At 69.2% G+C, this 25,643-nt stretch carries 19 protein-coding genes and 2 pseudogenes; 11 read left to right on the forward strand and 10 right to left on the reverse strand.

What is annotated here, in order from left to right:
* Window positions 1-19: 19 nt before the first annotated feature.
* The 4 genes from ACGFSA_RS13610 to ACGFSA_RS13625 all read right to left on the reverse strand — a co-directional run bounded on the left by ACGFSA_RS13610 (window position 20) and on the right by ACGFSA_RS13625 (window position 2,516).
* Window positions 20-445 carry a hypothetical protein gene (locus ACGFSA_RS13610; protein ID WP_393303680.1) on the reverse strand — a complete coding sequence of 142 codons (426 nt, stop codon included), beginning with the start codon at window positions 443-445 and terminating at the stop codon, window positions 20-22.
* A gap of 100 nt (window positions 446-545) precedes the next feature.
* A complete protein-coding gene (locus ACGFSA_RS13615; RefSeq protein WP_393303682.1) occupies window positions 546-971 on the reverse strand; it encodes a CBS domain-containing protein in 426 nt (141 codons plus the stop codon).
* A 136-nt stretch (window positions 972-1,107) separates the two neighbouring features.
* Window positions 1,108-1,821 carry a DUF305 domain-containing protein gene (locus tag ACGFSA_RS13620; protein WP_393303684.1) on the reverse strand — a complete coding sequence of 238 codons (714 nt, stop codon included), beginning with the start codon at window positions 1,819-1,821 and terminating at the stop codon, window positions 1,108-1,110.
* Window positions 1,822-1,838: 17 nt separating this feature from the next.
* Window positions 1,839-2,516: a DUF3105 domain-containing protein gene (locus tag ACGFSA_RS13625; protein WP_393303686.1), complete on the reverse strand. Its 678-nt coding sequence runs from the start codon at window positions 2,514-2,516 to the stop codon at window positions 1,839-1,841.
* A gap of 273 nt (window positions 2,517-2,789) precedes the next feature.
* On the opposite strand from ACGFSA_RS13625, the gene glnA reads away from it, so the two are divergent.
* On the forward strand, window positions 2,790-4,151 hold the full coding sequence (gene glnA / locus ACGFSA_RS13630; protein WP_358858499.1) for a type I glutamate--ammonia ligase: 1,362 nt from the start codon (window positions 2,790-2,792) through the stop codon (window positions 4,149-4,151).
* Window positions 4,152-4,258: 107 nt separating this feature from the next.
* Window positions 4,259-4,372: pseudogene (locus ACGFSA_RS13635) on the forward strand (YdcF family protein); the annotation flags it as partial.
* A gap of 45 nt (window positions 4,373-4,417) precedes the next feature.
* Here the strand turns inward: ACGFSA_RS13635 and ACGFSA_RS13640 are convergent.
* A pseudogene (locus ACGFSA_RS13640) lies at window positions 4,418-4,939 on the reverse strand (hypothetical protein).
* 237 nt (window positions 4,940-5,176) lie between these two features.
* Window positions 5,177-5,410 (reverse strand): transposase, encoded by a 234-nt coding sequence (locus tag ACGFSA_RS13645; RefSeq protein WP_393303760.1) that lies wholly within the window; start codon window positions 5,408-5,410, stop codon window positions 5,177-5,179.
* 197 nt (window positions 5,411-5,607) lie between these two features.
* Here ACGFSA_RS13645 and ACGFSA_RS13650 point away from each other — a divergent pair, with 197 nt between their 5' ends.
* Window positions 5,608-6,420, forward strand: a complete 813-nt coding sequence (locus ACGFSA_RS13650) for a putative protein N(5)-glutamine methyltransferase (protein WP_393303688.1) — start codon at window positions 5,608-5,610, stop codon at window positions 6,418-6,420.
* Window positions 6,421-6,450: 30 nt separating this feature from the next.
* On the opposite strand, the gene ACGFSA_RS13655 is transcribed toward ACGFSA_RS13650, so the two are convergent.
* Both ACGFSA_RS13655 and ACGFSA_RS13660 read right to left on the reverse strand, forming a co-directional pair.
* Window positions 6,451-6,816 carry a DUF6191 domain-containing protein gene (locus ACGFSA_RS13655; RefSeq protein ID WP_393303690.1) on the reverse strand — a complete coding sequence of 122 codons (366 nt, stop codon included), beginning with the start codon at window positions 6,814-6,816 and terminating at the stop codon, window positions 6,451-6,453.
* A gap of 77 nt (window positions 6,817-6,893) precedes the next feature.
* Window positions 6,894-7,409 carry a pyridoxamine 5'-phosphate oxidase family protein gene (locus ACGFSA_RS13660; RefSeq protein WP_393303692.1) on the reverse strand — a complete coding sequence of 172 codons (516 nt, stop codon included), beginning with the start codon at window positions 7,407-7,409 and terminating at the stop codon, window positions 6,894-6,896.
* Between the two features lie 138 nt (window positions 7,410-7,547).
* Between ACGFSA_RS13660 and ACGFSA_RS13665 the strand changes: the two genes are divergently transcribed.
* On the forward strand, window positions 7,548-10,538 hold the full coding sequence (locus tag ACGFSA_RS13665; protein WP_393303694.1) for a bifunctional [glutamine synthetase] adenylyltransferase/[glutamine synthetase]-adenylyl-L-tyrosine phosphorylase: 2,991 nt from the start codon (window positions 7,548-7,550) through the stop codon (window positions 10,536-10,538).
* Between the two features lie 189 nt (window positions 10,539-10,727).
* On the opposite strand, the gene ACGFSA_RS13670 is transcribed toward ACGFSA_RS13665, so the two are convergent.
* Both ACGFSA_RS13670 and ACGFSA_RS13675 read right to left on the reverse strand, forming a co-directional pair.
* Window positions 10,728-11,729, reverse strand: coding sequence for a phosphatase PAP2 family protein (locus tag ACGFSA_RS13670; protein ID WP_393303696.1), 1,002 nt, complete (start codon window positions 11,727-11,729; stop codon window positions 10,728-10,730).
* Between the two features lie 93 nt (window positions 11,730-11,822).
* Entirely contained in the window at window positions 11,823-12,890 is a 1,068-nt protein-coding gene (locus ACGFSA_RS13675) for a LacI family DNA-binding transcriptional regulator (RefSeq protein ID WP_393303698.1), read from the reverse strand.
* A gap of 407 nt (window positions 12,891-13,297) precedes the next feature.
* Between ACGFSA_RS13675 and ACGFSA_RS13680 the strand changes: the two genes are divergently transcribed.
* From ACGFSA_RS13680 to pulA, 7 genes are all read left to right on the forward strand, one after another.
* The gene (locus ACGFSA_RS13680; protein ID WP_393303700.1) at window positions 13,298-14,572 is read left to right on the forward strand and encodes an extracellular solute-binding protein; all 1,275 of its coding nucleotides are present in this window, start codon (window positions 13,298-13,300) and stop codon (window positions 14,570-14,572) included.
* Between the two features lie 21 nt (window positions 14,573-14,593).
* On the forward strand, window positions 14,594-15,610 hold the full coding sequence (locus ACGFSA_RS13685) for a carbohydrate ABC transporter permease (RefSeq protein ID WP_393303702.1): 1,017 nt from the start codon (window positions 14,594-14,596) through the stop codon (window positions 15,608-15,610).
* Complete coding sequence (locus tag ACGFSA_RS13690; RefSeq protein ID WP_393303704.1) at window positions 15,607-16,491, forward strand: sugar ABC transporter permease; 885 nt, start codon at window positions 15,607-15,609, stop codon at window positions 16,489-16,491. Before ACGFSA_RS13685 ends, ACGFSA_RS13690 begins: the two co-directional genes overlap by 4 nt.
* 106 nt (window positions 16,492-16,597) lie before the next feature.
* Window positions 16,598-18,274 carry a glycoside hydrolase family 13 protein gene (locus ACGFSA_RS13695; RefSeq protein ID WP_393303706.1) on the forward strand — a complete coding sequence of 559 codons (1,677 nt, stop codon included), beginning with the start codon at window positions 16,598-16,600 and terminating at the stop codon, window positions 18,272-18,274.
* The gene (locus tag ACGFSA_RS13700) at window positions 18,259-19,281 is read left to right on the forward strand and encodes a LacI family DNA-binding transcriptional regulator (protein WP_393303708.1); all 1,023 of its coding nucleotides are present in this window, start codon (window positions 18,259-18,261) and stop codon (window positions 19,279-19,281) included. The genes ACGFSA_RS13695 and ACGFSA_RS13700 overlap by 16 nt, the downstream gene beginning before the upstream one ends.
* A gap of 495 nt (window positions 19,282-19,776) precedes the next feature.
* Window positions 19,777-19,914, forward strand: coding sequence for a hypothetical protein (locus ACGFSA_RS13705; RefSeq protein WP_393303710.1), 138 nt, complete (start codon window positions 19,777-19,779; stop codon window positions 19,912-19,914).
* Between the two features lie 398 nt (window positions 19,915-20,312).
* Entirely contained in the window at window positions 20,313-25,625 is a 5,313-nt protein-coding gene (gene pulA, locus ACGFSA_RS13710; protein ID WP_393303712.1) for a pullulanase-type alpha-1,6-glucosidase, read from the forward strand.
* The last annotated feature ends 18 nt before the right edge of the window (window positions 25,626-25,643 follow it).

Consider the following 25,643-nt stretch of genomic DNA (forward strand, 5'->3'; position numbering starts at 1 on the left):
GATGCGGAGCGACCCGCTCCTATATCCGAAGCGCCGACAACCGGCCGGGAACCGTCATCGCGGGCGAGGGGCCGGACCGCAGCGCACGCGACAACAGCGCTCCGGCGGCCACGAGGAGATGCTCCGCGGTCCGGAGCGCCATCAGCCGGCCGGCGAGCAGGGCGAGACCCCAGGCGCCCAGCACGGCGAGACAGGCCGCCATCGGGTCCGTGCCGTAGCCCATCGGCAGGGGCGGGACGGAGGCGTGCTCCACCGAGGGCTCCGTCATGACGCTCGCCGGGTGTATCCCCTGAGCTCCCCGGTCCTGCACGTGGTCCGCCGTCACCACGGCCCCATGGCCGCTGTGTTCCGCCGGATGCCCGACGGTGTGCAGGGTGAAGATCCCGAACAGCAGCGCGGCAAACAGCAACAGCTGTCCGTACATCGCACTCCATTTCGGGCCCATGCCAGGCACCCTACCCCCGCTGGGTATACCTCGCACGCGGGCCCGGCACCCCCCGTTGCCATGGGTGCCGGGCCCGCGGTGGCGCGCTGCCGAACGCCGGTCAGCCGCGGGCGTAGACCTTCTCCGCCCAGCCGGCGATCTGGTCCTCGGAAAGGTGCTGGGCGAGGTCGGCCTCGCTGATCATGCCGATCAGCACCTTGTTCTCGACCACCGGGAGCCGGCGGATCCGGTGGCTCTGCATCTCCTCCAGAACCTCGTTCACCTCTGCGTTCGCATCGATCCAGCGCGGCGTTCCCTGGGCGAGTTCACCCGCGGTCACCTTCGACGGATCGTGGCCCATCGCCACACAGCCGACCACGATGTCGCGGTCCGTGAGGATGCCGACCATCCGGTCCTTCTCGCCGCTGGCCGAGATCGGCAGGGCGCCGACGTTGTGTTCGCGCATCATCTGGGCGGCGCGGTCGAGCGTCTCGTGCGCGGGGATCCAATGGGCCCCGGTGTGCATGATGTCCTTGGCGGTGGTCATGAGGAATTCCTCCTGGTGCCGATAGGCACTGCGGTCCGACCCCGAGCGAACCCATCGTCATGGGCCCGTTCGAGGTACGCGACCGCTATCGCCCATTCGGGTGCATCCATGCCGCTTCGGGAACCGGCGGAATGCCTCAGGACCTGGGCTTCGCCCCGCGCGCCGCCAGCATCTGCGCCATCGCGTCCAGCTCGGACTGCTGAGCCTCGACCATGCCCCGGGCGAGCCGCTGCCCCGCCTTCACCGTGCAGAGCTCGGCGCAGCCGTGCGCCATGGCGACGCCGCCCTTGTGGTGGTCGGTCATCAGCTGCAGGAACAGGATCTCGGCCTGCTTGCCGCTCGCCTTCCTGAGCCGGTCGAGTTCGGTCCGGGTGGCCATGCCGGGCATGAGGGCGCCGTCATGCGAGGTGAAGGCGCCGTGCGAGCCGCCCGCGTCCCCCATGCCGTCCATGCCGTCCATGCCGTGATCACCGTGCGTGCCGTGTCCACCGTGGGGCGTCATCCACCCCATCGGCTCCTGCCCGGCGGCCACCTTCGGCAACTCCCACAGATCCAGCCAGCCGAGCAGCATGCCCCGCTGATTGGCCTGGGTATTGGCGATGTCGTACGCGAAACGGCGTACCTCCTCGTCCTGCGTACGGTCACGCACGATGAAGGACATCTCCACGGCCTGCTGATGGTGGACCGCCATGTCACGGGCGAACCCTGCGTCGGCCGAGTCCGGGCCGGGCACCCGGACGGCCGCGGCGGCCGCTCCGGGCTGCTTCGCGTCCGCCGTGTCGTCCCGCGCCGAGGCGACCGTCGCCACCCCCGCGACGAACAGCGCGAGGGCGACGGCGGAACCGGCCACCCACTGTTTCGTACCGGTCACTGGGACCCCAGCCCGCCCGTGCACGCCGCACCCGGCTCCGGGGTCTGTTCCCCCTGCACGAACTTGGCGAAGAACCGGCCGACCCGTGGGTCATCGGCGCTGTCCACGGTGACCTGCTTGCCCCAGGCACTCAGCATGATCGTGCCGGCCTGGTCCTGGTACGGGCTCATCAGCGAGTACGGCGTCTTCCCGACCAGGGCCGCGAGCTCGGTCACGTCGGCGGCCGACGCCTTGTCCGTGTACGTCACCCACACCGACCCGTGCTCCAGCGAGTGCACGGCGTTCATGTCGGGGATCGCCTTTTTGTATACCTCGCCGTCGCAATTCATCCAGACGGGGCTGTGGTCACCGCCGACCGGAGGCTTCATCGGGTACGTGACCGTCTTGGTGACGTGGTTGCGGGTCAGCTTCTTCGCGTCCCACGTCTTGAGCCCCTCGATCGGCTCGGCGGCCAGCACCTTCTTCTCCGCCGCGGACAGCGTCGCTTCATCGGCCGCGACGGCGTCCCTCTTGTCCGCGGCCTCGGAGCTGTCCAGCAGCGCGTAAGAGCCGAAAGCGACCAGACCAGCGACGACAAGGGCGCTCAGCCCTATGACGAGGGCACGGTTGCGACGGTCGCGTGCACGGTCGGTGTTGCGCATCTGCTCTATGCGGGTCCTGCGGTCGAAGCTCATGTCGTCTGGTCCTTCGGTCCTTTTGCGAACGGGCGGGGAGGGACAGGAACGGATCGGGAAACCGGCGCGCACGGGGCAGCTGCGACGCCGCTCCGCCCCTGGAGCCTCTCCTTCGAAGGCCCGCACGCCATGGCCGCCGATCGTAGTGGGTGGCCGAGTGCTCCATCTCACGTCGAGTGCGTAATCTGGGTGAAATCCCGGGTCGTGATACTGGAGCTTCTCCCCTATCCCGGGCGGTGGTGCACAGACCGTCTGAACTGCAAGGATGTGGCTATGGACAAGCAGCAGGAATTCGTCCTCAGGACACTTGAGGAGCGCGACATCCGCTTTGTGCGCCTGTGGTTCACCGATGTGCTCGGGTATCTCAAGTCCGTTGCCGTGGCCCCTGCCGAGCTGGAACAGGCGTTTGACGAGGGAATCGGCTTCGACGGCTCGGCCATCGAGGGCTTCGCCCGGGTGTACGAGTCCGACATGATCGCCAAGCCGGATCCGGGCACCTTCCAGATCCTGCCCTGGCGTGCGGAGGCCCCCGGCACCGCGCGCATGTTCTGCGACATCCTGATGCCCGACGGTTCGCCGTCCTTCGCCGACCCGCGCTATGTGCTCAAGCGCATCCTTGCCAAGACCTCCGACCTGGGTTTCACCTTCTACACCCACCCGGAGATCGAGTTCTTCCTGCTGAAGAACAAGCCGGTCGACGGCAGCCGCCCGACCCCCGCCGACAGCTCCGGCTACTTCGACCACACCCCGCAGAACGTCGGCATGGACTTCCGTCGCCAGGCGATCACCATGCTCGAATCCATGGGCATCTCCGTCGAGTTCAGCCACCACGAGGGCGCCCCCGGCCAGCAGGAGATCGACCTGCGGTACGCGGACGCGCTCTCGACCGCCGACAACATCATGACCTTCCGTCTCGTCATGAAGCAGGTGGCGCTGGAGCAGGGCGTGCAGGCGACGTTCATGCCGAAGCCGTTCTCGGAGCACCCCGGCTCCGGCATGCACACCCACCTCTCCCTCTTCGAGGGCGACCGCAACGCGTTCTACGAGTCGGGCGCCGAGTACCAGCTTTCCAAGGTCGGCCGCTCCTTCATCGCGGGCCTGCTGAAGCACGCCGCGGAGATCTCCGCCGTGACGAACCAGTGGGTCAACTCGTACAAGCGCATCTGGGGAGGCTCCTCGCGCGCCGCGGGCGCCGGCGGCGAAGCCCCCTCGTACATCTGCTGGGGCCACAACAACCGTTCCGCGCTGATCCGCGTCCCGATGTACAAGCCCGGCAAGACCGGTTCGGCCCGCGTCGAGGTCCGCTCCATCGACTCCGGCGCCAACCCCTATCTGACGTACGCGGTGCTGCTCGCCGCGGGCCTCAAGGGCATCCAGGAGGGGTACGAACTCCCGGCGGGCGCCGACGACGACGTGTGGGCGCTGTCCGACGCCGAGCGCCGCGCGATGGGCATTGAGCCGCTGCCGCAGAACCTGGGCGAGGCGATCTCGCTGATGGAGAAGAGCGAACTGGTCGCCGAGACGCTCGGCGAGCACGTCTTCGACTTCTTCCTCCGCAACAAGAAGCAGGAGTGGGAGGAGTACCGCTCCGAGGTCACGGCCTTCGAGCTGAAGGCACTGCTGCCGGTGCTGTAACCGCAGGTCGGCACTGTCCGGGCGAACGTACGCGGCTTCGGGCCGACGGTTTTGTACCGTCGGCCCGAAGCCGTTTCACCCGCCCTGGGCGGTGCCACGGGCAGAGCCTGCCGGGAGGGGCGCTGGGCGTGGCCGATGTGACGGTCGACCTGTACCGGAGCGGCATGGTGCCGCTGATTGTCTTCACGGGGGCTACGAGCCGAACTGCGCGCGAGCGGATGCGATGTGAACCGACGGTGACTCGCGTCGCGACGGTTTTCGAGAACTCAGTGCTGGAGCGCGACCTTGGCGGCCACGATGATCAGCCCAAGCACCAGGTTGACGGCAGCGACGGACACCACCGCACCGCGAGAGGCGCCGGCCCGGATGACAGCGACACTCGCCCAGCTGACTTGCTGGGCCACAGCGATGCCCAGCGCGAGCCAGGCAGCCCCTTCGAGACCCAGACCCAGGAGGGGACTGATCGCGACAGCGGCGGCCGGCAGGAAGGCCGACTGCACGATCGGCCACTCGCGAGCGCAGACGTGGCGGATCTCCCGTCACGTCAGGGCCTGGTGCCTCAACCGGTCTCCGACAAAATCGGCGTAGACGTGCGCGGCCCAGAAAACCCCACCGGTACACAGCAGAAGCACCACGAGCTCAAAGCGCGGATGGTGGCCGAGCGTGCTGGCCCCAACCACCACTGATGCGGCCAGGAGCGAGCCGTAGATTGCGCCCGTGTAGTCGGTCCGGACCGCATCGGGCGGTTGACGGGCGTTCGGTTCGTCCAGGGAGGTGCGGTGTGCCACCCGTCCAGGATCGCAAGAGAGGCCGGATCCTGCCATTGCACCGCTGCGGCTCGCTCCGGGCCCGGAGCGGATGCGCGCCGGCACAACCAGCAGCCAGGATCAAGCTGGACCAGTTGAGCCGTCGGGGTGACCAACGACGACCACTGACGGCCCCTTTTGCCTCCGGTCGGCACTGGTGTCCCGAGGATCGGGCAAGGCTGTGGAGAGTCCGCGCAACTTCGGCCCGGAGGGCCGCGCTCAGTCGGGCCGCTTCTGGTTCTCGATGTATTCCTTGACCACTGCCAGTGGAGCGCCACCGCAGGAGGCGGCAAAGCAGGAGGGGGACCAGAAGTGGCCGCCCCACAGGTACGTGCGGATGTGGTCGGGGAACTCCTTGCGCAGGTAGTGGGCGCAGACGCCCTTGAAAGCGGTGGATGTGACCCGTGACCGCCCTGTCGTAGGGGGCAGTCGGGAGCATAAGCAAAGCCGTATCGAACCGAGTCAGCAAGCCCGGTTGTTTACGGCTGAGTAGTTGACGTAGTGTTGCCGACCCCAGCACGGGGACAGACCGAGGAGGTGAGACCCATTACCGCTGTATCAGGCTGGGTGCTCACCTCACACGATTGCGTGGTCGGACCGGAATAGGCGGACCGCGGAGCACCCATCGGCATTCCGAAAGGCTCCGCTCCATGTCGCTTTCCTCGACACCGCTCCCTTACTCCGTCATCGTCAACAGGCTTCGCGCCGCCGGCTGTGTATTCGCCGAGGACGAGGCGGAGTTGATCCTCTCCACAGCCGTGGACCCGGCCGAACTCGCGGCCATGGTCGACCGGCGAGCAGCCGGGCTCCCCCTCGAACACGTCCTCGGCTGGGCCGAGTTCCGCGGTCTGCGGATCAGCGTGGACCCCGGTGTCTTCGTCCCCCGGCGCCGTACCGAATTCCTCGTCGACCAGGCCGTCGGCCTCGTCCGCCCCTCGGACGGACCCGCCGTCGTCGTCGATCTGTGCTGCGGTTCCGGTGCGCTGGGCGCCGCGCTCGCCGCCGCCCTGGACCTGGTCGAGCTGCACTCCAGCGATGTCGAACCCGCCGCGGTGCGGTGCGCGCGCCGCAATGTCGCCGGCGCGGGGGAGGTGTACGAGGGCGACCTCTTCGAGCCGCTGCCCGCCTCGCTGCGCGGCCGCGTCGGGATTCTGCTCGCCAATGTGCCGTACGTACCCAGCGAGGACGTCGAACTCCTGCCCGCGGAGGCCCGGGTCCATGAACCGAGGGTGGCGCTCGACGGTGGGGGCGACGGGCTCGACGTGCTGCGCAGAGTGACTGCCGAAGCGCCTCGGTGGCTGGCACCGGGCGGGCATCTGCTGGTCGAGACGAGTGAACGGCAGGCGGAGCGGGCCGAGGAGACCGTCGCCCGGAGCGGGCTGATTGCGCGGGTGGTCACCTCCGACGAGCTGTACGCGACCGTCGTCATCGGTACGAAGCCCGTTGCCGGGAACGGCAGGTAACCGGTCCCGGGGCGCCCGAGCGGTTCTCGCTCAGGCGCCGCGTGATCCGTCGGCGCGCTTCCCCGGGGACGGCGGTGGTACGGGACCGGCGTGGAACACGGCGGTCCCCGCGTCGAGATCCACCCCCATCCGGGGCGGTGCGCCGTCCGGGGCGTCGTCCTTGAGAACCTGCTCCTCCACCCGGTGCTCGATCTGCACGCGCTTGGCCGAATTCAGGAACGCGTGCAGTTCGTCGGCGACCGAGGCCCCCACGCCCAGCCCGTGACGCGGGGTGCGCGCCGCGAGGATGCGGCGTAACCACTCGGGGCGGCCGGTGCGGACGACCACATAGCGGGCCGACGCCAGCAGGAACGGCACCATGACCAGTACGGCCATGAACAGCAGGCTCGACATCATCACCATGTCCCGCCAACGCTCTGGCGGCCCGCGCGGTTCCGCTGCGCGGGCATGCGCCAGGCGTCAGCGCTCAACGCTCAGCCGAAGAGCCAGCGCGTCTGGCTGTACGGCTCTCCCTTGCCGAAGCCGAATGCCTTGCGCGGGGTCACCCCGAACACCTCGGCACGGCCGCCCGCACCGTTCGCGAACGCGCCCGCGTGGACCTCGAAGTGCCAGTCCGCGCCGTACTTCTCCTCCCAGAGCTTCGCCAGCCGGGTCAGCCGGGGCTCGTCCGTCACCGGGACCGCCCGGCCCTCGACCACCACGTCGAAGCCCCGGGACAGCGTGTTGGTGCCGGTCGTCAGCACGACCTCCGGGTTCTCCGCCAGGTTCCGCGCCTTGCGCTCTGTCGGGCCCGTGCAGAAGTGCAGCGCGCCGTCCGTCCATAGCCCGATCAGCGGAGTGACGTGCGGGCGACCGTCCGGGCGGACCGTGGACAGCCAGAACACCTCTGCCCGCGTCAGCACACCCACGGCTTCCGACCACGGGCGCGCAGTGGCCCCCTTCTCGCTGTACTCGTGCTGCAACTCGGCGACGGGTTCGAATCCGGACATGGTCGCGCCCTCCTGATACAGGTCCTGCAAGCGATCGTGCCTGCGAAGTATGGACGGCGCACGCGCTACGAATTCATCGGCACCGGGCTAGGCTCGGAATGCTGGGACGGGAACGGGCGGCGAGCAGGAGAGCACGGAATGACGACGGTGCCGGGGCGCAGAAGCAGTACGTTCACCCGACTGCTGCGGCACGGTTTCACCGACCCCGCCGCCGCCGAGCGGCTGCTCGACCTGCCCGCCCTGGCGTCGGTACGCACCGACCCGGTGCTGCTCGACGCGCTCGGGGCGACCGCCGACCCCGATCTGGCGCTGCGCGGACTCGTCCGGCTGGTGGAGGCGGAGGACGCCGACGAGCGGCAGATGCTGCTGGACACGCTCGTCTCCGCCAAGCCGCTGCGGGACCGGCTGCTCGGGGTGCTCGGGGCGTCCGAGGCGCTCGGCGACCATCTGGCCCGGCACCCCCGCCACTGGCAGGCGCTCGTCATGTACGAGGCGACGGACCTGCACCCCGGGGTCGCCGAATTCGAGCACGAGCTCGGGGACGCCCGCGACCCGGACACGCTGCGCATCGCATACCGACGGTGCCTGCTGGCCATAGCGGCCCGGGATGTGTGCGGTACGACAGATGTTGCTGAGACCGCCGCCGAACTCGCCGACCTGGCGACCGCGACCCTGCGGGCCGCGCTCGCCATCGCCCGGACGGCCGCACCCGCCGACGCCGCCCTGTGCCGGCTGGCGGTCATCGCGATGGGCAAGTGCGGCGGGCACGAACTGAACTACGTCTCCGACGTCGACGTCATCTTCGTGGCGGAACCGGTCGACAGCTCGGAGGAGAGCAAGGCCGTCCAGGCCGCCACCCGGCTGGCCGCGCACATGATGCGGATCTGCTCCGAGACGACCGTCGAGGGCACCATCTGGCCGGTCGACGCCAACCTCCGGCCCGAGGGCCGCAACGGACCGCTGGTACGGACGCTCTCCTCACATCTCGCGTACTACCAGCGCTGGGCCAAGACGTGGGAGTTCCAGGCGCTGCTCAAGGCCCGGCCGGTGGCCGGTGACCCCGAACTGGGTGCGGAGTACGTCGAAGCCGTCTCGCCGATGGTCTGGCAGGCAGCTGACCGGGAGAATTTCGTCGGCGACGTACAGAAGATGCGCCGCCGCGTCGTCGACAACATCCCCGCGGACCGCGTCGACCGCGAGATCAAGCTCGGGCCCGGCGGGCTGCGGGACGTCGAGTTCGCCGTACAGCTGCTGCAGCTCGTGCACGGCCGCAGCGACGCGTCCCTGCACAGCGGCTCGACCCTGGACGCCCTGCGGGCGCTCGCCGGGGGCGGTTACGTCGGCCGGGTGGACGCCGCGCAGTTCGACGACGCGTACCGCTTCCTGCGCGCCATGGAGCACCGCATCCAGCTCTACCGGCTGCGCCGCACCCACCTCGTGCCCGAGGACGAGTCGGACCTGCGGCGGCTCGGGCGCTCCCTCGGGATGCGTACGGACCCCATCGCCGAGATCAACCAGGCGTGGAAGCGGCACACGTCCGTGGTGCGGCGGCTGCACGAGAAACTGTTCTACCGGCCGCTGCTGGACGCCGTCGCCCAGCTGGCACCCGGCGAGACCCGGCTCAGCGCGAAGGCCGCCGGGGTCCGGCTCGAAGCGCTCGGATACGCCGATCCGGCCGCCGCGCTCCGGCACCTGGAGGCGCTGTCGTCCGGGGTGTCTCGCAAGGCGGCGATCCAGCGGACCCTGCTGCCGGTGCTGCTCGGCTGGTTCGCGGACTCCGCCGACCCGGACGCCGGACTCCTCGGCTTCCGCAAGGTGTCCGACGCGCTCGGCAAGACCCCCTGGTACCTGCGGCTGCTGCGCGACGAGGGCGCGGCGGCGGAGAATCTCGCCCGCGTCCTGTCGGCCGGCCGGCTCGCCCCCGACCTGCTGCTGCGGGCGCCCGAGGCGGTGGCGATCCTCGGCGACCCGCAGGGGCTGAAGCCGCGCAGCCGGAACCACCTGGAGCAGGAGGTGCTGGCCGCGGTGGGGCGGGCCGAGGGCGCCGAGTCGGCGGTCGCGGTGGTCCGCGGTGTGCGACGCCGCGAACTGTTCCGTACGACGGCGGCGGACCTCATCGGCTCGTACGGCACGGAGGAGAACCCCGCGGAACTCGACCACGGCACACTCGTCGACCGGGTCGGTAACGCGGTCACGGACCTGAACGCGGTCACCATCGCGGGCGCGCTGCGCGCCGCCGTACGCGAACAGTGGGGCGACACCCTTCCCACCCGGTTCGCCGTCATCGGAATGGGCCGCTTCGGCGGTCATGAACTCGGTTACGGCTCCGACGCCGATGTCCTGTTCGTGCACACACCGCGCGAGGGCGTCGACGAGCAGGAGGCGACCCGGGCCGCCAACACCGTCGTCGCCGAGATGCGCAGACTGCTGCAGTTGCCCACCGCCGACCCCCCGCTGATCATCGACGCGGATCTGCGGCCGGAGGGCAAGAGCGGACCGCTGGTGCGCACATTGAAGTCGTACGACGCGTACTACCGGCGCTGGTCGCTGGTCTGGGAGAGCCAGGCTCTGCTGCGCGCCGAACCCATGGCGGGTGACGCGGAACTCGGCCGCGACTTCATCGACCTGATCGATCCCCTGCGCTACCCGATGGAGGGGCTGGGAGAGGACGCGGTCCGCGAGATCCGCCGCCTCAAGGCCCGGATGGAGTCCGAACGGATGCCACGCGGCGCCGACCCGACGCTCCACACGAAGCTGGGGAGGGGCGGGCTGAGCGACGTCGAGTGGACGGTCCAGCTGATGCAGATGCAGCACGGCTGGGCGGAACCGGGGCTGCGCACGACGCGCACGCGCGAGGCGCTGGCCGCGGCGTGCGCGGCGGAACTGATCTCCGTCGAGGACGCACAGACGCTGGACGAGGCATGGGTACTGGCGACCCGGGTCCGCAACGCGGTGATGCTGGTGCGCGGACGTCCGGCGGACACGTTCCCTTCGGGGCCGCGGGAGCTGACGGCGGTGGGGCGGTACCTGGGGTACGAGCCGGGGCACGTGGGAGACATGCTGGACGACTACCGGCGGATCACGCGGCGGGCGCGCGCGGTGGTGGAGGAGCGGTTCTACGGGGCGTGAGGGGACGGGGCGGAAAGGCCTCCTCACAAGCCGGACGGGCTCGTCCGGCTTGTGACATTCGAGTCCGTCCGGCGAGGGAGAACCGGAGGCGTTCACCGGCGCACCGGTGCCTCCGTGGCCGGGCGGCCCGCCCGGATCGGCGTCCAGGCGCTAACGGCCTCCCCCGCGACAGGGAGTGGGCTCCCGGCGTCATGCGACTCCTCTTGCGGCGTTGTCGTCAGTCACCGACGCTCCGCGTCGACTCCTTCCTCCGCCTTGCAATCGAAGCCGCATGACGCCGCTCGCTGATCCACTCCCTGTCGCGGGGGAGGCCGTAAGCCCTGCCAGGCGTGCCCGCCCCCGCGGCACCTGCACCCGCTTCGGGAGGTGGTGCGGCAGCGCCCCGTACCAGGCGTACGACACCGCGAAACCGAACGTCAGGCAGGCCGTCCCGCCCATCGCGTCGAGCCAGAAATGGTTGGCTGTCGACACGATCACGACCAGGGTGACCGCCGGGTAGAGCAGGCCCAGGATCCGCGCCCAGGGCGCGGACGCCAGCGCGAAGACGGTCAGCCCGCACCACAGCGACCAGCCGATGTGCATGGACGGCATCGCCGCGTACTGGTTCGACATGTTCTTGAAGTTGCCCGAGGCCATCGAACCCCAGGTGTGGTGCACCCGCACGGTGTCGATGAAGTGCCCGCCGTTCATCAGACGCGGTGGCGCGAGCGGATACAGGTAGTAACCGAGCAGCGCGACACCCGTCGTTGCGAACAGTGCCATACGCGCTGCCGCGTAACGGCCGGGATGGAAACGGAACAGCCACACCAGCACACCGATGGTGACGATGAAGTGCAGTGTCGCGTAGTAATAGTTCATCGAGATGATCAGCCATGTCACGGAATTCACCGCGTGATTGACCGTCTGTTCGACGGCGATGCCCAGGAACCTCTCCACCGACCAGAGCCGGTCGGCATTCGCCAGGGCCGCGGCCTTCTGCTCGGGGACGGCGTTGCGCACCAGCGAGTAGAGCCAGTAACTGACCGCGATCAGCAGGACTTCGAACCAGATGCGCGGCCTGCGGGGGGACCGCAGCGAGCGCAGTCTCGCCGGCCTGTCGTTCCGCTTCGCCTCAAGGGCCGCCTCGTCCACGATGGGTGACGGGGGGGCCGCCGTGCGGCCTTCCTGTGACTTCACGCTCAATTCACCCATAGGCATCGATTCTGCCAGATGTGTCCCCCCTGCCAGATGTGTCCCCCCTCCCCGATCATCCTCCGGTCGGGTTCCGGCTGCACATGATGCGCCCTACGGGCGGGCGTGCGAGCCTGGGGTCATTCCGGAAGCGGAGGACGGATCCGGGCCGGGACCCGCGGCAGTTGAGCCGCGTACGACCAGTTCCGGCATGAAGACGAACTCGCTGTGCGGAGCCGGTGTGCCACCGATCTCCTCGAGCAGGGTGCGGACCGCGGCCTGACCCATCGCTGTGACCGGCTGCCGGATCGTCGTCAGCGGCGGATCGGTGAACGCTATGAGCGGCGAATCGTCGTAGCCGACGACCGACAGGTCGCGCGGCACCTCCATCGACAGCCTGCGTGCCGCCCGGATCGCTCCGAGCGCCATCATGTCGCTCGCGCACACCACCGCCGTGCACCCGCGCTCCATCAGTGCGGAGGCGGCCGCCTGGCCTCCCTCCAGCGTGTACAGCGAGTGCTGGATCAGTTCCTCCACCTCGTCCGAGGTGAGGTTCAACTGCTCCTGCACGGTGGCGCGGAAACCCTCGATCTTCCGGAGTACGGGAACGAAACGCTTGGGTCCGACCGCAAGACCGATCCGCCGATGGCCGAGCGACACCAGATGCGTCACCGCGAGCCGCATCGCCGCCCGGTCGTCGGGCGAGATGAAGGGTGCCTGGACTTTCGGCGAGAATCCGTTGACCAGGACGAAAGGGACGCCCTGGGCGCGCAGTTGCTCGTACCGCTGCATATCGGCCGAGGTATCGGCGTGCAGGCCCGAGACGAAGATGATGCCGGAGACGCCACGGTCGACGAGCATCTCGGTGAGCTCGTCCTCGGTGGAACCGCCGGGCGTCTGTGTGGCCAGCACCGGGGTGTAGCCCTGCCGGGTCAGCGCCTGACCGATCACCTGGGCGAGCGCCGGGAAGATGGGGTTCTCCAGCTCGGGCGTGATCAGCCCGACCAGCCCCGCGCTGCGCCTGCGCAGCCGTACCGGCCGTTCGTAGCCGAGGACGTCGAGCGCGGCGAGTACGGATTCGCGGGTGGCTGCAGCAACACCGGGTTTGCCGTTCAGTACACGGCTGACCGTAGCCTCGCTGACCCCCGCCTGAGTTGCGATATCGGCAAGCCGTGCGGTCATGGAAGTGGACTGTACCGGGCGCATGTCGGATTGCCCACCATGTGCAGGAATCGGGCGACCGGACCCGTGGGGCCACGCGCGGCAACCGCGTGCGCCGGTGAGCGGCCTCGTCCCGGAGCATCGTCGCAGACAGGGCTGTCGCAACATCTTGCAAGGACTTGCGAAGGTGACATGCTGCCCGCAGTCGGATCGTCGCACTGTGGAATCGGCTACCTGCGCCTTCTCCTGTCAGGGGTGGAGCAACCTCGTCAAGAGGCTTGACGGCAACCTTGAGGACACGCGAATGTAACGATCGTCGAAGCTTGCAGAAATCTTCCGCAAGGTCTTTCGGCCTTCTTTCATCCTTGTTACGTTCACGTCGACCCGGCGCCGCGACGGAGCGGTACGGCAGTTGAAGGAGTTCACAGATGCGACGTGGCATAACGGCCACCGCCCTGGTCGCGGCCCTGGCGCTCGCGGCGACCGCCTGCGGCAGTGACGACAAGTCCGACGGCACCAGCAAGGGCTCGGGCGAGCTCTCCGGGACCGTGACGTGGTGGGACACCTCCACGGTGGGCAGCGAGGACAAGGTCTTCAAGAAGATCGCCGAGGACTTCGAGAAGAAGCACCCGAAGGTGGACGTCAAGTACGTCAACGTGCCCTTCGGCGAGGCGCAGAACAAGTTCAAGAACGCTGCCCAGTCCGGCTCCGGCGCCCCTGACGTGATCCGCTCCGAGGTCGCCTGGACCCCTGAGTTCGCGGACCTCGGCTACCTCGCCCCGCTGGACGGCACCCCCGCCCTGCAGAAGGCGGACGACTTCCTGAAGCAGGCCGCGGCCTCCACCAAGTACAAGGGCAAGACGTACGCGGTGCCGCAGGTCATCGACTCCATGGGCATCTTCTACAACAAGAAGATCTTCAAGGAGGCCGGCGTCGAGGTCCCCACGACCGTCGCCGAGCTGAAGACCGTCTCCAAGAAGATCAAGGACAAGACCGGCAAGACCGGCATGTACCTGCGCGGCGACGACGCGTACTGGTTCCTGTCCTTCCTGTACGGCGAGGGCGGCAACCTCGTCGACGCGTCCACCAAGTCCGTCACCGTCGACAACCCCGACGGCGTCAAGGCGATGAAGGTCGTCAAGGACCTCGTCGACTCCGGTGCGGCCAAGACCGACGCGACGGACGGCTGGGACAACATGCAGTCGTCCTTCAAGGACGGCAAGGTTGCGATGATCATCAACGGCCCGTGGGCCGTCGCCGACACCTACGCCGGCAAGGAGTTCCAGGACAAGGCCAACCTGGGCGTCGCCCCGGTCCCGGCCGGCTCCGCCGGGCAGGGTGCCCCGCAGGGTGGTCACAACCTGGCCGTCTACGCGGGCTCCAAGAACCTCGACGCCTCCTACGCCTTTGTCGACTACATGACGTCCGTGGAGAACCAGGCCAAGGTCACCAAGGAGCTGAACCTCCTGCCGACCCGTACCTCCGCCTACACGAGGGAAGAGGTCGTCGACAACGAGATCGTCTCCTTCTTCAAGCCGGTCGTCGACACCGCCGTCGAGCGTCCCTGGATCCCGGAGACCGGCAGCCTCTTCGCCCCGCTCGTCACCGAGTACACCAAGGTCCTGACCGGCCAGACCACGCCGGAGAAGGGCGCCAAGTCCACCGGTGACTCCTACCGCAAGCTCCTCAAGGGCTGGAAGTAACTCAGGAAGGCAGGCCGACTGATGGCTGTCCACACCAGCCAGTCGGTGGCGAAGGCCGCGGGCGACGACGTCGCCCGCGGCCGGAGCCGCGGTACTGGCAACCCCCCACCGCCGAGCCGGCTCCGGCGGGCCCTGTCGACCCACTGGTACGCCTGGACCATGGTCGCCCCGGTCGTCGTCGTGATCGGCGTCATCATCGGCTATCCGCTGGTCCGCGGCATCTACCTGTCGATGACCGATGCCACCGAGCGCAACGTCGAGCGGTCCATCGGTGTCAACCACATGCCCGCCACGTACAAGTTCGTGGGCCTGGACAACTACACCGAGGCGATCACGGGCGATCAGTTCCTCGGCACGCTCGGGTGGACCCTGGTGTGGACGGTCTCCTGTGTGGCCATCACCTTCTCCCTCGGCATGGCCCTTGCCAACATCCTCAACCGCAGGATCGCCGGCCGTTCCGCGTACCGGATGGCGCTCATCCTGCCCTGGGCCATCCCCGGTTTCGTCTCCGTCTTCGCCTGGCGGTTCCTCTACAACGAGGACCGCGGGCTGCTCAACAAGATCCTCTCCGGCGGCGGGATCGACGGCATCCCGTGGCTGAACGACCCGACCTGGGCGAAGTTCTCCGTCATCGCCGTCAACGTCTGGCTCGGTGTGCCGTTCATGATGGTCGCCCTGCTCGGCGGACTGCAGTCGATCCCCAGCGAGCAGTACGAGGCCGCGGAGATGGACGGAGCCACCGCCTGGCAGCGGTTCCGCCACATCACGCTGCCCGGACTGCGGCCGGTCTCCACCACGGTGATCCTGCTCTCCACCATCTGGACCTTCAACATGTTCCCGGTGATCTACCTGCTGACCCGCGGCGGACCCGGTGAAGCCACCCAGATCCTGGTCACCCAGGCGTACAAGTTCTCCTTCGAGATCAGCCCGCGCGACTTCGCGCAGTCCTCCACGTGGGGCGTGCTGATCCTCGTACTCCTGCTGCTCTTCGCCGCCGTGTACCGGCGAGTCCTCCGCACACAGGGAGACGACTGGTGACCACCGCCCCCGCAACCACCGCGCGCCACTCGGCGCGCAAGGTCAAGGTCCGGCTCCGAGGCGAACGCTCGCCGCTCGCCTCCGTCGGACTGCACCTCACGCTGATCGTGGCGTCCGTGATCGCCGTCTTCCCCGTGCTGTGGGTCCTGCTCACCTCGCTGAAGCCCGCCGCGTACGCGACCACCACGGACTTCTTCAAAGAGACGACGTTCGAGAACTACACGAACCTCATCCAGAACACGAAGTTCCTCACCTGGTTCGGCAACTCCCTGCTCATCGCCGGGCTCACCACACTCCTCGGCGTCATCGTCTCCGCCTCCACCGGCTACGCCGTCAGCCGCTTCCGCTTCCCCGGCAAGCGCGGGCTCATGTGGACGCTGCTGATCACCCAGATGTTCCCGGTCGCCGTCCTCATCGTGCCGATCTACAACATCATGGCGGGCATGGGGCTGCTCAATCAGCCCGCCGGCCTCGTCATCACCTACCTCACCATCTCGGTGCCGTTCTGCGCCTGGATGATGAAGGGCTTCTTCGACACCATCCCGCGCGAGATCGACGAGTCGGGGCAGGTCGACGGCCTCACCCCGTTCGGCACGTTCTGGCGGCTCATCCTGCCGCTCGCCAAGCCCGGCCTCGCCGTCACCGCGTTCTACTCCTTCATCACCGCGTGGGGCGAAGTGGCGTACGCCTCCGCCTTCATGGTCGGCGAGGACAACCTCACCCTCGCGGGCGGACTGCAGCTCTTCGTCAACCGGTACGGAGCCCAGTGGGGGCCGATGACCGCCGCGTCCGTGCTCATCGCGATACCCGCGGCCCTGGTCTTCCTCTTCGCCCAGCGCCACCTGGTCACCGGCATGTCCGCCGGAGCCGTCAAGGGCTGACGTACGCAGCAGCACGACCGTACGACCGCACGCACCACGTCACGGCGGCGCCGGATCCCCGACCCGGTCCCGGCGCCGCCCCCCACCCAGACACCTCAGGGACGACATGACCCAGCACCTCGCTGCCCCCTCCACCGGCACGTCCGACGACGCTCCGGGCCACCGCACCGGCTGGTGGCAGGACGCGGTGATCTACCAGGTCTATCCGCGGAGCTTCGCCGACGGCAACGGCGACGGCATGGGCGATCTCGCAGGCGTACGCGGCAGACTCCCGTACCTCAAGGACCTCGGCGTCGACGCGGTCTGGCTCAGTCCGTTCTACGCGTCGCCGCAGGCGGATGCGGGGTACGACGTCTCCGACTACCGCGCCATCGACCCGATGTTCGGCACGCTGCTGGATGCCGACGGGCTGATCCGGGACGCCCACGACCTGGGCCTGCGGATCATCGTCGACCTGGTGCCCAATCACTCCTCCGACCAGCACGAGTGGTTCAAGCGCGCCCTCGCCGAGGGCCCCGGCTCCGCGCTGCGCGAGCGCTACCACTTCCGCCCCGGCAAGGGCGCGGACGGTGAACTCCCGCCCAACGACTGGGAGTCCATCTTCGGCGGCCCCGCCTGGACCCGGACCACCGACCCGGACGGCACCCCGGGCGACTGGTACCTCCACCTTTTCGCGCCCGAGCAGCCCGACTTCAACTGGGAACACCCGGCCGTCGCCGACGAGTTCCGCTCCATCCTGCGGTTCTGGCTCGACATGGGCGTGGACGGCTTCCGCGTCGACGTCGCCCACGGCCTCGTCAAGGCCGAGGGCCTGCCCGACCTCGGCACCCACGACCAGCTCAAGCTGCTCGGCAACGACGTCATGCCGTTCTTCGACCAGGACGGGGTCCACGAGATCTACCGCTCCTGGCGCACCATCCTCGACGAGTACCCCGGCGAACGGATCGCCGTCGCCGAGGCATGGACCCCCACCGTCGAGCGCACCGCCAACTACGTGCGCCACGACGAGATGCACCAGGCGTTCAACTTCCAGTACCTCTCCACCGCCTGGGACGCCGCCGAACTCCGCAAGGTCATCGACGTCTCGCTGGACGCGATGCGCCCGGTCGGCGCCCCCACCACCTGGGTGCTCTCCAACCACGACGTCACCCGGCACGCGACCCGGTTCGCCAACCCGCCCGGCCTCGGCACCCAGATCCGCACCGCCGGCGACCGCGAGCTCGGCCTGCGCCGGGCCCGCGCCGCCACCCTGCTGATGCTGGCGCTCCCCGGATCCGCGTACGTCTACCAGGGCGAGGAGCTCGGCCTGCCCGACGTCACCGACCTGCCCGACGAGGTCCGCCAGGACCCGTCGTTCTTCCGCGCCGAGGGCCAGGACGGCTTCCGCGACGGCTGCCGGGTGCCGATCCCGTGGACGCGGGCCGGCTCCTCGTACGGCTTCGGCAGCGGCGGCAGCTGGCTGCCGCAGCCCGACAAGTGGGCCGAGCTGAGCGTCGAGGCGCAGACCGGCGACCCCGACTCCACCCTGGAGCTCTACCGCGCCGCCCTCGCCGCGCGCCGCGAGCGCCCGGGGCTGGGCGCGGGCTCGGACGTGACCTGGCTGGCCGCGCCGGAGGGCGTGCTGGCCTTCGCCCGCGACGGCTTCGTGTGCACCGCCAACACGACCGGTGCGGCCGTGCGGATTCCTGCGCCCGGCGTTGTCCTTCTGGCCAGCACCCGCGTGACCCCGGCCGACGGCATCATCGAACTACCCGCGGACAGCACGGTGTGGTGGACGGTGTGACAGTCGCACCCCTTCGGCTGGCGGACATAGCGGCACAGGCCTCGGTCAGCGAGGCAACCGTCAGCCGGGTGCTGAACAACAAGCCGGGCGTCTCCACCACCACCCGGCAGCGGGTGCTCGCCGCCCTCGACGTACTCGGCTACGAACGGCCCGTACGGCTGCGGCAGCGCAGCTCCGGGCTGATCGGGTTGGTGATCCCCGAGCTCACCAACCCGATCTTCCCCGCGTTCGCCCAGGTCATCGAGCAGTTCCTCGCCGGGTACGGCTATACGCCGGTGCTGTGCACCCAGGTCCCCGGCGGGGCCACCGAGGACGAACTCGTCGAGCAACTGGAGGAGACCGGCGTCAGCGGCATCGTGTTCCTCTCCGGCCTCCATGCCGACACCACAGCCGACCCCGCGCGCTATGACCGCCTCGCTGCGCGCGGGGTCCCTTTCGTCCTCGTCAACGGCTACAACGAGCGCATCGATGCGCCCTTCGTCTCGCCCGACGACCAGATGGCGACGCGCATCGCCGTACGCCATCTCGCCGACCTCGGCCATGAGCGCATCGGCCTCGCGGTCGGCCCCCTGCGCTATGTCCCCTCGCGCCGCAAGACCGAGGGGTTCCTCGACGCAGCCGGGCCGGACGCCGACCGTCTCGTGCGCCACACCATGTTCAGCGTCGAGGGCGGCCACGCGGCCGCCGCCGAGCTGCTGGACGCCGGCTGCACCGGCATCGTCTGCGGCAGCGACATGATGGCCCTCGGCGTGGTCCGCGCGGCACGCGAGCGCGGTCTCGACGTGCCGCGGGGCGTGTCGGTGGTCGGCTTCGACGACTCGCCGCTGATCGCGTTCACCGACCCGCCGCTGACCACGGTCCGCCAGCCGGTCCAGGCGATGGCGACGGCGGCGGTGGGCGCGCTCCTGGAGGAGATCGGCGGCAACCCGGTGCAGCGAACGGAGTACGTGTTCCAGCCGGAGCTGGTGGTACGGGGGTCGACGGCCCGGCGTCACTCGGACCGGTGAAGCCGGCCGCTCGGCATGGCGCCGCGCAGGGGACATCCGTAAGAGTCCCGGTGCGAGCCTTGCGCGTGTCACCACCACCATCCCGAGCGAGACGCTCGACGCCGTGAGATCGGTGGCGGAACGGGAAGGTCTCAGCGTCTGCGCCCGGCTGTCACGGGCGGCCGAGCGCGCCGCGAAGACCGAAGCCGGGCTCGCGGCTGCTGAAGAGGCATGGCCGAGCTCCGGGACCCCCCGACCGACCGGACCGGAGTCGGGAGAAACGTAACAGCGCTGCAATGATTTGCGTAAGGTCTTGCAGAAAGAAAACCGCGGCATTTCGCCGATGTGAGCGGGCGGTGTCCAAAGGGTTGACCGGAACCTGGCGGGCTCGTACGGTCTCCCCGCGGCAAGGTTTGCATTCTTGCAGCAAGAACCTTCAGGAGCCTTGAGGGCAGGGCGCGTTGCCATGTGAGGCTGCACCGTCACCCGCATTTCCCCCACAACAGGAGGAAAGACATGGCACGCAGACACCACCTGTCTGCAGCGCTCGCCCTGATAGCAGGCGCCACCGCTCTCGTGGCCCCCACCACGACCGCCCAGGCGTCCACGCCGGGCGGCAAGGTGTCGCTGACGAGCGACGTCTGGCGAAGCTGAGGTCCTCCCCGGACCGGGGAGGCCGACCACGTCGTCCCGGTCCGGGTGGTCCCCCAGGGTCGGTGCCGCATCGGGGCGTCTCCTCGGGTGCCGCAGACTCCCCGACACCGTGCGCGAACCCCCTCTTACTGCGTCACCCTGCGGGGATCGCCCCGATACGCCCCCTCCCGGCGCACCGGCCGACAGGACATGGTCGTCCGGCACGGAGGCCTACCGGCGCCCCGGGGCGGGGGTGCACCAGGGCGATCCCCGCAGGACGACGCAGTAAGTGCTCGGCTCCACGCGGTGTCGGGGAGTCCGCGGCGTCCGAAGAGACGCCCTGGTGGACCCCCACCCCCCGGCCCGCCCGACAAGTCCGTCCACCCCCGGTAACCCGTAGACCCAAGGAGACTCCACCCGTGTCCCGTACCACCCTCAGACGGGGAGCCGTCGCCGCTCTGTGCGCGGCGCTCATACCCGTCGTCCCGGCGGCAGCCACCTCCGCCGCGCCGAGACCCCCGGGCCCGCCGTCGGACGCCCAGCTCGCCGCCGAGCCGGCCCGGCACGACCTGACCCGCGAGCAGTTCTACTTCGTCATGCCCGACCGGTTCGCCAATGGAGACACCTCCAACGACCGCGGCGGACTCACCGGTTCGCGCCTGGAGACCGGTTACGACCCCACGGACAAGGGGTTCTACCAGGGCGGTGACCTCAAGGGCCTGACCAGCCGGCTCGACTACATCAAGGATCTCGGCACCACCGCCATCTGGCTCGCCCCGATCTTCAAGAACCGCCCGGTCCAGGGCACCGGCAAGGATGCCTCGGCCGGTTACCACGGCTACTGGATCACCGACTTCACCCAGGTCGACCCGCACTTCGGCACCAACGCCGACCTGTCGAAGCTGATCGACAGGGCCCACGCCAAGGGCATGAAGGTCTTCTTCGACGTCATCACCAACCACACCGCGGACACCGTCGACTACGCCGAGAAGAAGTACGGCTACAGGCCGAAGGGCGCCTACCCGTACCTCGACAGGGACGGCCGCCCCTTCGACGACAGCAAGGGCCTGGCGAAGGTCGACGCCGACTCGTTCCCGTACACCCCGAAGAACACCGGCACGAAGATCCCGTCGTGGCTCAACGACCCGACGATGTACCACAACCGCGGCGACTCGACGTACGCCGGCGAATCCACCACGTACGGCGACTTCTCCGGGCTCGACGACCTGTGGACCGAGCGGCCCGAGGTCGTCTCCGGCATGGAGAAGATCTACGAGAAGTGGGTCCGTGACTTCGATATCGACGGCTTCCGGATCGACACCGTCAAACACGTCGACCTGGACTTCTGGACCCAGTGGGCGACCGCACTCGACACCTACGCCGCCCGGCACGGACGTGACGACTTCTTCATGTTCGGCGAGGTCTACTCCGCCGACACCGCCATCACCTCCCCGTACGTCACCCGGGGCCGGCTCGACGCGACGCTCGACTTCCCGTTCCAGGAAGCGGCCCGGCAGTACGCCTCGCAGGGCGCTCCGGCCTCGAAGCTCGCCGCTGTCTTCGGCGACGACTACCGGTACACCACCGACAAGGCCAATGCCTATGAGCAGGTGACCTTCCTCGGCAACCACGACATGGGCCGCATCGGCGCGTTCCTGAAGCAGGACAACCCGAAGGCCGACGACGCCGAGCTGGTCGACCGGGCCCGCCTCGCCAACGAGCTGATGTTCCTCAGCCGCGGCAACCCCGTCATCTACTACGGCGACGAGCAGGGCTTCACCGGCGCGGGCGGCGACAAGGACGCCCGCCAGACCATGTTTGCCTCGAAGACCGCCGACTACCTCGACGACGACGAACTGGGCACCGACCGAACGCACGCCTCCGACGCGTACGACACCGGCCACCCGCTGTACCGGAACATCGCCGCACTCTCCGAGCTGACCAAGGAGAACCCGGCCCTGCGTGACGGCGTCCAGACCGAGCGGTACGCGGAAGGCTCCGTCTACGCGTTCTCCCGTACGGACCCCAAGCGCACCAACGAGTACGTCGTCGCCACCAACAACGGCACCGAGGCGAAGACCGTCGAGCTGTCCACCGAGTCGGCCGCCATGAACTTCCGTACGCTGTACGGCGGTTCCGGTACGGTCCGCAGCGGCTCCGACAAGAAGATCACCGTCACCGTGCCCGCCCTCTCCAGCATCGTGCTGCGCGCCGAGAATCCCCTGGGCGCCCCGGCCGCCAAGCCCTCGATCACGCTGAAGGCGCCCGCCGTCGGAGCCACCGGCACCGTGGAGATCTCCGCGGACACCGACGGCGGATCGCTGAACCGGGTCGTCTTCGCCGCCCAGACCGGCCATGGTGGGTGGGTCACTCTCGGATCCGCCGACCACGCCCCGTACAAGATCACCCAGCACCTGGACGACACCGTGGCGGCGGGAACGCCGCTGCGCTACAAGGCCGTTGTGGTCGACCGCGCCGGACGCACCGCGAGCGCCCTCGCCTCGACGACCGCGGGCCAGGCCCCGGCGGCCGAGAAGCCCGTCGCCGTCGAGCGCGACTACGCCGTCGTCCACTACAAGCGCGCGGACGGCGACTACGACGGCTGGACGATCGAGTCCGGCGACAAGTCCGCCGAGTTCACCGGGCGCGACGCCTACGGCGCCTTTGCCTGGATCAAGCTTGACGAGGGCACCTCCTCCGTCCCGTACACGGTCGAGAAGGACGGCACGGCCGACGGTCCGCAGCGCACCGTCGAGCTCGCGAAGACCGGGCAGGTCTGGATCGAGCAGGGCAAGGACGGCCAGGCGGACACGGCCCCCGAGGGCGCCTACCCGGCGCAGGACAGGACGAAGGCCGTCCTGCACTACCACCGCGCCGACGGCGACTACGACGGCTGGGGACTGCACACCTGGACCGGGGCGAAGGACCCCACCGACTGGGCGAAGCCGCTCCAGCCGGTGAAGAGGGACGCCTACGGCGTCACCTTCGAGGTCCCGCTCACCGAGGGGGCCACCTCGCTCAGCTACATCCTCCACAAGGGCGACGAGAAGGACCTCCCCAGCGACCAGTCCCTCGACCTCGCCACGTACGACCACGAGGTGTGGATGGTCGCCGGACGGCCCGGCTGTCTGCTGCCACAGACCGGCGGTACGCCCGCCCTCGACCTCACCAAGGCCGAGGCGCAGTGGATCGACTCCGACACCGTCGTCTGGAAGGTGAAGGCCACCGACGCCACCAGTCAGCAGCTCGTCCACGCATCGGGCGGCGGGATCTCCGTCGTCGACGGCGCCCTCACCGACGAGGGGCAGTGGCTGCGGCTCAGCCCGTCCGCGCTGACCGACGCGCAGAAGTCGAAGTACCCACACCTCAAGGACTACCCGGCCTTCACCGTCGACCCGCGTGACCGGGACCGGGTCCGCGAGGCACTGCGCGGCCAGCTGATCGCCACCCAGCGCGCCGCCAACGGCGCCCTGCTCGCCGCCACCGGCGTACAGAGCGCGGGTGTGCTCGACGACCTGTACGGGAAGAACGCGAGCACCGCCGCGCTCGGCCCGGTCTTCGACCACGGCCGGCCCACGCTCTCCGTCTGGGCCCCCACCGCGCAGACCGTAGCCCTGGAACTCGACGGCAAGAGCGTCCCGATGCGGCGCGACGACCGCACCGGCGTCTGGTCGGTCACCGGCACCGCGAAGTGGACCGGCAAGCCGTACCGCTTCGTGGTGAAGGTGTGGGCGCCCACCGTCCAGAAGACTGTCACCAACAAGGTCACCGACCCGTACTCCACCGCCCTGACCACCGACTCCGCCCGCAGCCTCGTCGTCGACCTCGACGCCCCGGGGCTCGCACCGAAGGGCTGGGCCGGGCTGAGGAAGCCCGCCGCCGTCCCGCTGCGCGACGCCCAGATCCAGGAGCTGCATATCCGCGACTTCTCGATCGCGGACCCCACGTCCCAGCACCCCGGCGAATACCTCGCCTTCACCGACACCCGCTCCGACGGGATGAAGCACCTCAAAGAGCTCGCCGACTCCGGCACGAGCTACGTCCATCTGCTGCCCGCCTTCGACATCGGCACCATCCCCGAGAAGAAGTCGGACCGGCAGAAACCCGCCTGCGACCTGTCCGTGTACGCCCCCGACTCCGAGGAGCAGCAGGCCTGCGTGGCGAAGGCCGCAGCGAACGACGGGTTCAACTGGGGCTACGACCCGCTGCACTACACCGTCCCCGAGGGCTCGTACGCCTCCGACCCGAACGGCACCAAGCGCACCGTCGAGTTCCGTCAGATGGTCCAGGGGCTGAACGGCGCCGGACTGCGGACCGTCATGGATGTCGTCTACAACCACACCGTCGCCTCCGGCCAGGGCGACAAGTCCGTCCTCGACCGGATCGTGCCCGGCTACTACCAGCGGCTCATGGACGACGGCACCGTCGCCACGTCCACCTGCTGCGCCAACACCGCGCCCGAGAACACCATGATGGGCAAGCTCGTCGTCGACTCGATCGTCACGTGGGCCAAGGCGTACAAGGTCGACGGCTTCCGCTTCGACCTGATGGGCCACCACCCGAAGGCCAACATCCTGGCCGTCCGCAAGGCGCTCGACGCGCTGACCGTGGCCAAGGACGGTGTCGACGGGAAGAAGATCATCCTGTACGGGGAGGGCTGGAACTTCGGTGAGATCGCCGACGACGCCCGCTTCGTCCAGGCCACCCAGAAGAACATGGCCGGCACCGGCATCGCCACCTTCTCCGACCGGGCCCGCGACGCCGTCCGCGGGGGCAGCCCGTTCGACGAGGACCCCGGCGTCCAGGGCTTCGCCAGCGGCCTCTACACCGACCCCAACACCTCGACCGCCAACGGCACCCCGGCCCAACAGAAGGCCCGACTGCTCCACTACCAGGATCTGATCAAGGTCGGCCTGACCGGCAACCTCGCCGACTACACCTTCACCGACTCCTCGGGCCGTACGGTCAAGGGCTCCGGCGTCGACTACAACGGGGCCCCCGCCGGATACGCCGCGGTCCCCGGCGACGCCCTCGCCTACGCCGACGCCCACGACAACGAGACGCTGTACGACGCCCTCGCCTTCAAGCTCCCGGCGGGCACCTCGGCCGCTGACCGGGCCAGGATGCAGGTCCTGGCGATGGCGACCGCCACCCTCTCGCAGGGCCCGTCGCTCTCCCAGGCGGGCACGGACCTGCTGCGCTCCAAGTCGCTGGACCGCAACTCGTACGACAGCGGCGACTGGTTCAACGCACTGCACTGGGACTGCCGGGACGGCAACGGCTTCGGCCGCGGACTGCCGCTCGCGGCCGACAACAAGGCCAAGTGGTCCTACGCCAGGCCGCTGCTGACCGCCACCGCGCTCAGCCCCGGCTGCGCACAGATCGACGGCGCGTCCGCCGCGTACCAGGACCTGCTCACCATCCGCACGACGGAGAAGGAGTTCGACCTCTCCACCACCGAGCAGGTGCAGTCCGCCCTGTCGTTCCCGCTCTCCGGGAAGGACGAGACGCCCGGTGTCATCGCCATGCGCCTCGGGAAGCTGGTGATCGTCCTCAACGCGACCCCCGGCACCGAGCACCAGCAGATCGCCGATCTGGCCGGGAAGGACTACACTCTGCACCCCGTCCAGGCTGCGGGGGCGGATCCTGCTGTCAAGAAGGCTTCGTACGAGCGGAGTTCGGGAAGGTTCACCGTCCCGGGACGCACGGTGGCCGTGTTCTCCCTGCGGTGACGCGTACCGGACTGCGTT

The sequence above is a fragment of the Streptomyces sp. NPDC048496 genome (genome assembly GCF_043200055.1).
In the GTDB taxonomy this organism is placed as follows: Bacteria; Actinomycetota; Actinomycetes; order Streptomycetales; family Streptomycetaceae; genus Streptomyces.